This is a genomic window from Halobacillus litoralis (assembly GCF_009856445.1).
Classification (GTDB): Bacteria; Bacillota; Bacilli; order Bacillales; family Halobacillaceae; genus Halobacillus; species Halobacillus litoralis.
Genome location: NZ_WMFA01000005.1, coordinates 96592 through 108280 on the forward strand (window position 1 = coordinate 96592; position 11689 = coordinate 108280).

Here is an 11689-nt window from a genome sequence, read left to right on the forward strand (position 1 = left end):
CTTTTAAGGTTTGGTAATTTCACAACTTCTTGACCAGGATTTTTGTACCATCCACTTTCACTACTTTAATTTGATCGCCTCTCGTAATCCACTGACCATTGGAAACAGCACTGTATTCTTCATCCTCAATTTTCACCGTACCTACAGGTCTCATGTCTGTTAGGGCTTCGCCTTGCTGTTCAAGTAAGTACTGGTATTTTTCATTCATTGAATTATATCCCATTTCTGAGGACATTTGATCATTGAGAGCCATTTTCGACCACATTTTTCGGTGTTTGAAAACTTTCAAGAACAGTAAGGAAGCCGCTCCCCCTAAAATAACCCCTATAACACTGTACAACCCAGCCACCCAATTAGGTGCACTAAAGCCAACAGCAATAATCATCGTTGCAGCACCAATGATCGCAAGAGTCCCGTCATTCAGCAGTTTACCATCAATGATCATAAGTATAATTCCCAGGAAATAAACGAGCATCATGACGATAAACATTTCTGTTTCAAGGTAACCTGAGAAATAAACAGTTATAAAGCCAAAGCCGATAATGGCGAACAATCCACGCATATTGACGAGTAATTCCCCAATTAAAAACATCGTACCGAGAAAAGTAATAAACAAAGCGATCCAATCATAAGTAAACATGATGGCTCACATCCTCTCCTTAATTACTATATGTACGTTCGAAGATCCCTTTTTGTTTCAAAGTCTCCATTATTTTTTCTCTATTACTCCCATGATATAATGATGACAACATTTATGAGTTTACACAAATTTAACTTACAAATGTGCATATTTAAGGTTCCTGACTTCTCATTTGCAAAAATAGCCCTTATAATGAAGATTGGAATTCATCTTGCATACCTTTTTGTGAATATACAAAGGAGCGATATTAATGGCAATTACGCACAGAAAAGATACTCGTCCCGTAAGAGTCGGAGACGTTACGATAGGTGGATCGGATGAGGTTGTGATTCAATCCATGACCACCACCAAAACACACGATGTAGAAGCAACAGTCGCTGAAATCAAACGTCTGGAGGAAGCCGGATGTCAAATCGTGCGAGTGGCTTGTCCAGATGACAGAGCCGCTGATGCGATTCCTGAAATTAAAAAACGGATCAACATTCCATTGGTTGTTGACATCCACTTCGATTATAAAAAGGCTTTGAAAGCCATTGAAGGTGGAGCAGACAAGATCCGCATCAACCCAGGGAACATCGGGAAACGTGAAAAAGTCGAGGAAGTAGTAAAAGCAGCAAAAGCAAAGGGCATTCCGATCCGAATCGGAGTCAACGCAGGTTCACTGGAGCGCCATATCCTTGAAAAATACGGTTATCCTACCGCAGATGGAATGGTTGAAAGTGCCTTGCATCACATTAAGATTCTTGAGGATCTTGATTTCCATGATATTATTGTATCCCTTAAAGCTTCGGACGTGAAATTGGCTATTGAAGCTTATGAAAAAGCAGCAGCAGCCTTCAACTATCCAATACACTTGGGAATTACTGAATCTGGAACTCTTTTTGCCGGCACGGTGAAAAGTGCTGCAGGACTTGGAGCCATCTTAAGTAAAGGAATTGGAAGTACTGTGCGAATCAGCTTGAGTGCTGACCCTGTGGAGGAAGTAAAAGTAGCGAAAGAACTTCTCAAATCCTTTGGTCTTGCGTCTAACGCTGCGACTTTAATTTCCTGTCCAACTTGTGGACGAATTGAAATTGACCTGATTTCTATTGCCAATGAGGTTGAAGAATATATTCAAACCATTAAAGCACCCATTAAAGTGGCTGTGCTTGGCTGCGCAGTCAATGGCCCTGGTGAAGCGAGAGAAGCAGACATCGGGATTGCTGGTGCCCGAGGGGAAGGTCTACTCTTCCGCCACGGAGAGATCATCCGTAAAGTACCTGAAGACATCATGGTCGATGAACTGAAGAAAGAAGTCGACAAATTGGCTGAAGAACACTATGAAAAAGAACGTCAAGAAAAAGAGAAGCTAAAACAAGAGCAAGAACAGTCCTAAAAAAGGTGACCCTGAACAGGGTCACCTTTTTTTATATCAAGTTATACATTGGGGCGAAGAATAAAGAAAATGCGATGGAAACGACACTGACAATAATCGCCATATTGCCAAGTGTATCGGCTCCTCTTCGTTTACCGATGATCCCAAGAACAATCCCGGCCGCACCAAGTATTAACGGAGCAAAAAAGAAAGAAAGGATCGCGGCGGATAACCCTAGCCAGCCCATCCCCACTTTAACATCTTCCTCTTCTTCCATTGTTGTTTCCTTTTCCTCGTTATTCATAGGTTCATCTATCGGCCCTACAGCCGCTTCTTGAGCAAACTCTTCCTCATAACTATCGCCATAAACAGGCTGATCTGATCCACGACCAAGATCATCGACAGCAGTAACGTCATTATACTCAGCCGCTCTAGCCTCTTTATAACCCGGTTCCTGTCTTAAATCCTGATCTTGGATTTCTTCAAAAGCTTCATTCAGGACTTGTTCTGTCGACGGCTCGTCATGTTCGTCAACAGCTTCTTCATGAACTTGCTCTAATTCATCCCCGTGCTCAGGGGCTTTTTGCGTATTTTGATGATTCTCAACAGTATCTTTCGGATCATGCATTAGAATACCCTCACTTTCTGTTTGAAGAATCATGATTATTATATGGAGAGTACAAGAAATTACATAAGGGAGTTGATGGTAAAAAAACGCCTGACTATAAGTCAGGCGTTCCCAATCAATTCGCTAATACTACAGTCGTATGATTTTCTGCTTTCTCTTGGATCTCTTCTGCATACCAGCTTTCTGCGTGTCCATTTTCTTTTTTATATGCTTTCAAGCCACCCATGCCTCGGTGATATGCTGTGAGTGCTTCGTCCCAATTATTATATTTCTTTTTTAAGAAATCTAAATAAACTAATGATAATTGCATGGAATAATAAGGGTCAAAAAGCAACTCTTCTTCATATGGTAAGCCAGCCATATCAGCAATCCACGGGGCGGTATTTTTCATGAATTGTGACATCCCGTACGCATGTCCATATTTGGTTTCAGGTCCCACCAGCTCAGGGTCAAAAGTTCCTCCCGTCTCCACTTTTAAGAGCTCATAAACAAGATAGGGATTGATTTTATAACGCTGGGCTTCCTTAACGAGGTACATAGCCCAGGACTTTTTGAAATTCCCATCACTCTCACTTACAAGTCGATCTGCTTTCTTTTCAATTTCCGGCCATGTGTGATAGCCACTTTCTTCTTCGGCTGAAGGCTTTTCCTTCAAATACTCATTCGTCGACTGTAACCGTTCAATTTCCATGGATAGTTTTTGATTTTTATTTTTCAATTCCTGCTTTTGATCTTCCAGGGCTTTTTCCTGCTTCTGGTTCCATTGGTTGAAAGCAAAAAATGTCACCATGACGAGAAGCAATGCCATACCCGTTGTCCAAAGAGGTTTTTGTTCTTTCATATTTGTTTTTCACTCCTTCACGCTCTGCACCGGTACTTTTGACCAGCACCACACTGAACCCATTGGCTTATACTAACCGAATAAAATATGTAATTCAATTGAAACACTTGTAGACATAATTTTTTAAAAACACAAATCCTTCTCAACATTCATATGGTGTAGTAAATAAGGAGAGAGGGAGTATAAGCCTATGAAGAATGTGGCACAACAGTTAATTACCCAGAAATTGAAGCAGTTAACCGTAAAAGAACTACTTTTTTATAGTCAGAAGTATCAAATCCCTATATCTAAGGATGAAGCCACTGCCATTGTCACAGCATTGAAAAAAAATAAAGATAACCCTTTCGACCCCGATGGACGGAAGCGCATGCTCAGTAAACTTGCAAAAATCACATCAAAAGATACAGCAAGATCTGTAAATAAACTGCTCATGAAAATGGCAAAAGAATACGGAGTAGAGCATTGGCTAAGATAAAACCTGATTAAATTCCATTCTCTATCGAATAAACACTCCCATTAGTTGAAAACTTTATTTCGAGAAATTTTTTCCTGCAGGAGAACGAATAGCTGGCCGAGTGCCCCTGACACTTCAACAAGGAAACGACCCCATAAATTCTTGAAACGGAGGCTTCCACTGCCTGCCATTTTATTTAATAACTAACAAAAAAAGAAGGGGCCCAGAGGCTCCTTCTTTATTGTTGCATGATTTTTTCTTTTAAACCTTCATCAAAAACGCCTTCTTTAACCATATCGATTTCATAGCGATACGGAGGCTTCTTATTTTTCTTATCTTCCCCTACATATGGCGTTTCAAGAATTTTTGGCAGGTCTTTCAATGTTGGATGATGAATGACTTTATGAAGAGCATCGAAACCGATATGGCCGAACCCGATATTTTCGTGCCGGTCCTTGGCTGCTCCTTTGATGTTTTTACTGTCGTTCACATGGACGACCTTCAAACGATCGATGCCCACTATTTTATCAAATTCATCCAAGACGCCATCGAAATCCTCGATGACATTATAACCTGCGTCATGAATGTGACACGTATCCATGCAGACAGATAAGTTCTCATTGTGGGTCACCCCATCAATGATTTGCGCCAACTCGTCAAAACTTCTCCCGATTTCAGAGCCTTTTCCTGCCATTGTTTCAAGAGCGATTTGGACCTTTTGGTCTTTATGAAGTACCTCGTTCAAGCCTTCAATAATCTTCGGCAATCCCTTTTCTACTCCTTGTCCAACATGTGACCCTGGGTGGAGCACGATTTGCCTTGCTCCTAGAGCTTCTGTACGTTCTATTTCATTCCTTAAAAAATCAACACCAAGTTGGAAAGTTTCAGGTTTTGTTGTATTTCCTATATTGATGATATAAGGAGCATGGACCACGATGTCCGTGATGCCATTCGCCTTCATATGCTCAGTCCCTGCTTCGATATTCAATTCTTCAATGGGACGACGCCTTGTATTCTGCGGGGCTCCGGTATAAATCATAAATGTGCTTGCACCATACGAGGTTGCTTCTTCGCTGGCGCCCAGCAGCATTTTTTTCCCTTTCATAGACACGTGTGACCCAATTTTCAACATACAATCTATCCTTTCTTATTTCTTCTTGAAACGACTCTGCTTCAGCTTCCTCATGTTTTTATCTGTTTGCTGTTTCATTTTCTTCTTGTAGCCAGGCTTCACTTTTTTCGGTTTCCGTACCATCTGCTTCGCTTTCTTCTCTAAATCGGAAGCATGGCGCTCACGGTTCTGTCTCTCGTTGTAGGCATTTGTTTCTTTCCATTCACCATTTTTCACTTCATAAAATTCAAAGGTAAGTCCTTTTTTCTCGAGCTTCTGAATAAGAGGCAGATCGGATTCCTTATACAAATTGATAGCCGTTCCTTGCAATCCAGCTCGAGCCGTTCGTCCGACTCTGTGAATGTAGAATTCTTCCTCTTTCGGCATTTGTGCGTTAATCACATGACTGACGCCTTGAATATCGATGCCTCGAGAAGCAAGGTCTGTGGCCACAATATACTGGTAACGCAAGTTCTGCAACTCTTTTAGCATTCTTTTTCTTTCTCTTGGTGAAAGACCTCCGTGAAGAATTCCTGTTTCAAGACCTCTCTTCGTCAATTCCCCAGCAAGCTCATCGGCATGATTTTTTCCATTTGTAAAAATGATAGCCAAATAAGGTTGAATCGCCTTCGATATTTCGACAATGACTTCGGCTGGTTCTTTATGTCTTAACGGGACTAAGCGGTGCTCCATCGTTTCTGGTGATGGTTTGTCATCTTCAATCTCAATGTGTGTCGGGTTCGTCAAATATTTCTTTAAGAATGGCTGTAGACGTTCTGGAATGGTCGCCGAAAAGACGAGCATCTGTACATCCTGGTCCATCCTGACGAGAATTTGGTCTACTTCTTCAATGAATCCTAAATCCAGCATCAGATCCGCTTCATCCAGCACAAACGCTTTGGCTTGGTAGAGGTCAATAGCCTCCTCTTTTACCATATCTAATATACGACCAGGTGTTCCGACGACAATATGCGGAGCTCTTGAAGACAGCTTGCCAACCATTTTCTGCTTATCCGTTCCACCTATGAGGAGTTTTGAACGCCAAACCTCTTCTTTCCCAGCCATTTGAATGGCCTTTTTCACTTCATCCTGAATTTGAATGGCTAATTCTCTTGTTGGCGCTGTAATTACAAACTGTACATGGTCCGCCTCTTCATCCATCTGGTTCAATAGTGGAAGTAAATAGGCATGTGTCTTCCCTGATCCTGTATGGGACTGTCCGATGAGACTCTCCCCTCTTAATGCTGCAGGCAGTACCTGCTTTTGAATGGGGGTGGGTTTTTTAAAGCCTAACCCTTCTACAATTCGACTGACTGTAGAAGTGATGGCATATTGTTCAAATGTATGCTTACTCATAACCGTTCTCCTTTAATGTAAAATGTTCCTTCCTTATTATAATAGAGCAGAAGACAAATTGCACGATAACCTTGTCTTAGAACGTCTTTCTTTGTCATCTTTCCCTTTACCCTTTATAATGATAATGGTATCTTTAAAGTTATTGGATTGGATTTATAGAGGAGGACGTTAATCAATGGAAGTCATTAAAATCGCCCCTCGCGGTTATTGTTATGGTGTAGTAGATGCAATGGTCATTGCTCGTAACGCAGCTAAAGACCCAAACCTGCCACGTCCTATTTATATATTAGGTATGATTGTCCACAACTCACATGTAACCGATGCCTTCAAGGAAGAAGGGATCATTACGGTAGATGGAAAAAATCGAAGCGACATGCTCGAAGGCATTCACGATGGCACGGTTATTTTTACCGCTCACGGTGTTTCTCCTCAAGTGAAGGAACGCGCCAAGGCGAAAGGATTGACCGTTTTAGACGCCACCTGTCCTGATGTCACAAACACCCACAATTTGATTAGAAAGAAAGTAGCTGAAGGTTTCGAAGTTATTTACGTAGGAAAAAAGGGACACCCTGAACCAGAAGGCGCGATGGGAGTAGCACCAGGTAAAGTCCATCTCGTCCAAACAGAAGAAGATGTGGAAGAACTTAATCTGGATCATGACAAATTGATGATCACCAACCAAACGACAATGAGTCAATGGGATGTCTATGATGTCATGGAAAAGGCAAAGGAAAAGTATCCACAACTCGAAAAACAGCAGGAAATCTGCATGGCGACCCAGGTACGGCAAGAAGCTGTTTCTGAGCAGGCGGGTGAAGCTGATTTGACATTGGTTGTCGGTGACCCGATGAGTAACAACTCCAATCGACTCGCCCAAGTCTCTATGGAAAAAGCAGGCACAACAGCTTACCGTATTGCTGATGTGACAGAAATCCAGTTAGAATGGTTGGAAGGTGTAGAGAAAGTAGCCGTTACAGCGGGAGCTTCAACTCCAACTCCGATAACAAAAGAAGTCATTAAATTCATCGAGCAGTTCGATCATAACGATGAAAGCACATGGATTCGCGAGTCAAAAGTTGAACAGAAAAAAATCTTACCTCCCGTCCGTGCCAGAAAAAAAGTAAAGAGATAAAAAAAGGATGAAAGCCTACGCTTTCATCCTTTTCTTATACAACGGTAAAGGGCTCTGTATTCGCTTCGGAAACAAAAATGTTTAAATCTCTCTCTTTGTTACATGTCTCTTCCAAGTATTGTTTTACTTTTGGACAGACAACCTTTTCAACATGGTGCCCGGGATCAATGAGGGAAAGTCCCATCTCCATGGCATCTTGTGTCATATGAAATGTCATGTCTCCCGTAATATAAACATCGGCACCACTTCTCTTGGCCTTATGAATGTATTTTTCACCACTGCCTCCAAGAAGCGCGACTTTCTTCACTTTTTTATCCATATTTCCAGATACACGTACATGAGGAACACTGTATTCTCTCTTGATTAACTCTACGAGTTCACGTAAAACCATAGGATTTTTGAGTTCTCCTACACGCCCTGCTCCCACTGGTTCCCCTTCGTTTAATAATGGATAAACATCATAAGCGACTTCCTCATAGGGATGAGCTTCTTCCATCGCTTTCAATACTCCGGATAGGCGTGACTTTGGAACAATCGTCTCGATTCGTTTTTCGTCAACGATCTCAAGCTTTCCTTGTTCACCGAGGTATGGATTGGTACCCTCTTCCGGCTTGAATGTTCCTTGTCCGGAAAGCTGGTACGTACAATGACTATAATTGCCTATATGCCCTGCACCTGCTTCACTGATGGCATTCCGCAATTCATCTGCGTGATTTACCGGGACGAAAACAGTGAGCTTTACTAGAGAGTCGCTGCCTGTTTCAATCAGCGGACGGCTACTCGTTACTCCAATCAGTTCAGCCATAACATCATTCACACCGCCTTTAGCAATATCAAGGTTCGTATGGGCGGCATAAACCGTGATGTCATTTTTAATCAGTTTCTGAACAATTCTTCCTTTCGGTGTATCCAAATTGATTTGATTCAATTTGACAAAAAGCAGAGGATGATGGGCAATAATTAAATCCACTTCTTTTTCAATCGCTTCATCTACAACGTTCTCCAACACATCAAGAGTAACCATAATGTTTTTTACCTGCTTATTAAGTGTACCGACTTGGAGCCCCACATTATCCCATTCAAAGGCCAACCCCTTAGGTGACCATTTTTCAAATTCGCGGATGATATCTTGAGCCGTGTACGTTCGATTCATGATTGCAATACCTCCTCTAACCATTCCATTTCCTTTTGATGTTGTTTCAATTTTTCTTCATCAGGGGAAGTTGCTTGCTTCATCTGTTTCACAATATATTGTTTCTTCTTCCATTCCTCTTTGCATTTCTTAATAAACGGATCCGGTCGTTTCTTTAATAAGAATGGCCCGAGCCACATTTCTTTCTCTATCACCTGCTGATGGTAAGAGGAGGAAGGATCTCCCTTTTCTGCAACAAGGACTTCATAAATGTGCCCACTTTCCTCTACAATTGCCTCATCCACGAGTGTATAGTCATGCTGGAAGAACCACCTTCTTAAAGACCTGGAATCGATGTTGGGCTGCACGACAATCCGGTGGACATTAGAAAGCTTCTCCTTCCCTTTTTCCAGAATATCACGGATTAAAGGTCCACCCATACCTGCAATGACCACTTGCTTTATCTCTCCTGGATCAACAACTGCGAGCCCGTCCCCGAGACGGACTTCGATGCGGTTCTCAAGCTTATGTTTTTCCACTTCGCTTTTCGCACTATCATACGGGCCTTGATTTACTTCTCCTGCAACAGCTCTTGCTTCCGGGTCCTTCAGGCATACAAAGCACGGAAGATACGCGTGATCCGAACCGATGTCAGCAAAATGGGCCCCCTCCGGTAAATAATCAGCAACAAGTGCTAAACGTTGGGATAATTGATTAACATTCATAGACTCTTTCCTCTCATAAAAGAAAAGCTTTCTGATTGGCCAGAAAGCTTTTCGTTCTTCATCTTATTGTTATTTCTTTTCGGCCAGCCATTCAGCCAATTTAGTTGCTTGCTCTCCTGTATAAAGACCAGCAGGCATGGCTGAGCCTTTACCATTTACGATGATGTCATTAATTTCTTCAGCTGAATAGCGGCTTCCTACTTCTTGAAGGTTAGGGCCGGCTCCTCCGCCAAGATCTCCACCGTGGCAGCTTGCACATTGGTTCTGATACAATTCTTCAGGACTTGCACTTGCGGTTTCTTCTTGCTTCTCACCGCCGCCCTCTTCTTCGTTCTGAATAGCTTCGCGTTGATTAATCCCCGCTGCAGATACGACAATCATAACGACGATCCCCAGTACAGCGATAATGGCGAATGGAATCACAGGGTTCTTTCTCATTTGTTGCAACCTCCTTATGTATTCCCTCATATAGAATTTTCGTGTCTATTCGACTATATTTATTTTACTTGAAAACCGTTACTTATTAAAGAGATTTGATGTGAAAACTTATGAAACAATGTAAATTATTAAAAAAATAAAGCCCATGACACCTGAATAGAAAAGCGTTTTCACTTTCCATAACCAACCAAGAAAAACCCACAAAATTAAATGTAAAGAGAGAGTTATGTAAAAGGAAAACAAAGAACCTATGATTTGTTGATTAAGATGGACAGTCATCAGCAGCAGAATCAGAGCGCCATTGAGTAGCGGAATAAAAAGCCAGTCCGGCTGTTTATATTGTAACCAACGAACGTTAATCCATACTCCCATTACAAAACTCGACAAAACCACTGTTTGCATTATGATTCCCATTTCAGTAAAATAAATGACAAGAAATGAAAGGGGTAACAATAAAGCATTCACTGTTACGAACATATAAAAGCCTAGACTGAGTGCCCCCGAGCTTTCATTGTTTCCTTGATTTTCACCCTTAGTATAAAGCGCTAACAAAAAATTGCAATATTCATCTGGAAGCAGACGATTTTGTTTCCAGTACCTGATTTCATCAACAATGGTTTGTGTCCGTTCATGCTTCATAGCAGCCTCCAAAAGAAAAGATAACTCAGGAGTCCTCCCGCATCCATTTGCGAAAGGAGCCCTGAGTCGGAAAGAACCTTTATTCCATGAAGTCCTTCAAACGTTTGCTCCGGCTTGGGTGACGGAGTTTACGCAAAGCCTTCGCTTCAATTTGACGGATTCTCTCACGAGTAACCCCAAACACTTTCCCTACTTCTTCAAGTGTTCTTGTACGGCCATCGTCCAAACCGAATCGGAGCCTGAGTACATTTTCTTCTCGATCTGTCAATGTATCGAGAACATCCTCAAGTTGTTCTTTTAACAGTTCATAAGCAGCATGATCTGAAGGAGATGTTGCTTCCTGATCTTCAATGAAATCACCTAGGTGAGAATCATCTTCCTCCCCGATCGGTGTTTCTAAGGATACAGGTTCTTGTGCAATCTTTAGAATTTCACGCACTTTATCTGGAGTAAGGTCCATATCCTGCGCAATCTCTTCCGGTGTTGGTTCACGCCCAAGATCTTGAAGAAGTTGGCGCTGTACTCGGATCAGTTTGTTAATCGTCTCCACCATGTGGACAGGAATACGGATTGTACGAGCCTGGTCGGCAATCGCTCTTGTAATTGCCTGTCGAATCCACCATGTGGCATAGGTACTGAATTTGTAACCTTTACGATAATCGAACTTTTCTACCGCTTTGATCAGACCCATGTTACCTTCTTGAATCAGATCAAGGAAAAGCATTCCTCGGCCTACATATCTTTTAGCGATACTTACAACAAGTCGAAGGTTGGCTTCTGCCAAGTCACGCTTCGCTTCTTCATCACCATTCTCAATACGTTGAGCAAGGCTGATTTCATCTTTGGCAGATAGCAGGTTCACACGACCGATTTCTTTAAGGTACATACGTACAGGGTCATTGATTTTAACCCCAGGTGGTACACTCAAGTCATTAAGGTCGAACTCTTCCTCTTTATTCAATTGCTTCATACTTGGATCTGATTCCGAATCCCCGATCACTTCCACACCCTGCTCATTCAGGTGCTCATAGAATTCATCCATCTGATCAGAATCCAGCTCGAAGCTCGATAGTTTTTCCGCTACCTCTTCATATGCGAGGATCCCTCGTTTTTTCCCTAACTCTACCACTTGCTCTTTCGCTTGCTCAAGTGTCAATTCTGTTTGGTTCTCATTTTCTTTAGAACGTGATGGCTGCTGTTGCTTATCTGCCATAAGTCCCCCTCCTTCCAACAATCTAT

Annotated in this window: 13 protein-coding genes; 3 read left to right on the top strand and 10 right to left on the bottom strand. The window is 42.0% G+C overall.

Features of this window, described 5'->3' with window-relative positions; translation table 11 throughout:
- Positions 1–19: 19 nt before the first annotated feature.
- Positions 20–640: an NfeD family protein gene (locus tag GLW00_RS13815; RefSeq protein ID WP_160915031.1), complete on the bottom strand. Its 621-nt coding sequence runs from the start codon at positions 638–640 to the stop codon at positions 20–22.
- A gap of 250 nt (positions 641–890) precedes the next feature.
- On the opposite strand from GLW00_RS13815, the gene ispG reads away from it, so the two are divergent.
- Positions 891–2015 carry a flavodoxin-dependent (E)-4-hydroxy-3-methylbut-2-enyl-diphosphate synthase gene (ispG, locus tag GLW00_RS13820; RefSeq protein WP_160915033.1) on the top strand — a complete coding sequence of 375 codons (1125 nt, stop codon included), beginning with the start codon at positions 891–893 and terminating at the stop codon, positions 2013–2015.
- Between the two features lie 31 nt (positions 2016–2046).
- Here ispG and GLW00_RS13825 read toward each other — a convergent pair whose 3' ends face one another.
- Both GLW00_RS13825 and GLW00_RS13830 read right to left on the bottom strand, forming a co-directional pair.
- A complete protein-coding gene (locus GLW00_RS13825) occupies positions 2047–2622 on the bottom strand; it encodes a DUF4190 domain-containing protein (protein ID WP_160915034.1) in 576 nt (191 codons plus the stop codon).
- Between the two features lie 115 nt (positions 2623–2737).
- A complete protein-coding gene (locus GLW00_RS13830; protein ID WP_160915036.1) occupies positions 2738–3463 on the bottom strand; it encodes a transglycosylase SLT domain-containing protein in 726 nt (241 codons plus the stop codon).
- Positions 3464–3653: 190 nt separating this feature from the next.
- On the opposite strand from GLW00_RS13830, the gene GLW00_RS13835 reads away from it, so the two are divergent.
- The gene (locus tag GLW00_RS13835) at positions 3654–3938 is read left to right on the top strand and encodes a DUF2624 domain-containing protein (protein ID WP_160915038.1); all 285 of its coding nucleotides are present in this window, start codon (positions 3654–3656) and stop codon (positions 3936–3938) included.
- 217 nt (positions 3939–4155) lie between these two features.
- On the opposite strand, the gene GLW00_RS13840 is transcribed toward GLW00_RS13835, so the two are convergent.
- Together GLW00_RS13840 and GLW00_RS13845 are read right to left on the bottom strand one after the other, a co-directional pair.
- On the bottom strand, positions 4156–5049 hold the full coding sequence (locus GLW00_RS13840; RefSeq protein WP_160915040.1) for a deoxyribonuclease IV: 894 nt from the start codon (positions 5047–5049) through the stop codon (positions 4156–4158).
- A gap of 15 nt (positions 5050–5064) precedes the next feature.
- Positions 5065–6384: a DEAD/DEAH box helicase gene (locus GLW00_RS13845; protein ID WP_160915042.1), complete on the bottom strand. Its 1320-nt coding sequence runs from the start codon at positions 6382–6384 to the stop codon at positions 5065–5067.
- A gap of 175 nt (positions 6385–6559) precedes the next feature.
- On the opposite strand from GLW00_RS13845, the gene GLW00_RS13850 reads away from it, so the two are divergent.
- The gene (locus GLW00_RS13850; protein WP_160915044.1) at positions 6560–7516 is read left to right on the top strand and encodes a 4-hydroxy-3-methylbut-2-enyl diphosphate reductase; all 957 of its coding nucleotides are present in this window, start codon (positions 6560–6562) and stop codon (positions 7514–7516) included.
- 34 nt (positions 7517–7550) lie between these two features.
- Here the strand turns inward: GLW00_RS13850 and GLW00_RS13855 are convergent, their stop codons facing one another.
- The 5 genes from GLW00_RS13855 to rpoD form a co-directional block, all read right to left on the bottom strand.
- Complete coding sequence (locus tag GLW00_RS13855) at positions 7551–8669, bottom strand: Nif3-like dinuclear metal center hexameric protein (RefSeq protein WP_160915046.1); 1119 nt, start codon at positions 8667–8669, stop codon at positions 7551–7553.
- Positions 8666–9373, bottom strand: coding sequence for a tRNA (adenine(22)-N(1))-methyltransferase (locus tag GLW00_RS13860; RefSeq protein WP_160915048.1), 708 nt, complete (start codon positions 9371–9373; stop codon positions 8666–8668). The genes GLW00_RS13855 and GLW00_RS13860 overlap by 4 nt, the downstream gene beginning before the upstream one ends.
- Before the next feature lie 69 nt (positions 9374–9442).
- The gene (gene cccA / locus GLW00_RS13865; RefSeq protein ID WP_146812822.1) at positions 9443–9811 is read right to left on the bottom strand and encodes a cytochrome c550; all 369 of its coding nucleotides are present in this window, start codon (positions 9809–9811) and stop codon (positions 9443–9445) included.
- A gap of 108 nt (positions 9812–9919) precedes the next feature.
- Positions 9920–10450 carry a hypothetical protein gene (locus GLW00_RS13870; protein ID WP_160915050.1) on the bottom strand — a complete coding sequence of 177 codons (531 nt, stop codon included), beginning with the start codon at positions 10448–10450 and terminating at the stop codon, positions 9920–9922.
- A 79-nt stretch (positions 10451–10529) separates the two neighbouring features.
- Positions 10530–11663, bottom strand: a complete 1134-nt coding sequence (gene rpoD, locus GLW00_RS13875) for an RNA polymerase sigma factor RpoD (RefSeq protein ID WP_089654288.1) — start codon at positions 11661–11663, stop codon at positions 10530–10532.
- Positions 11664–11689: the final 26 nt, after the last annotated feature.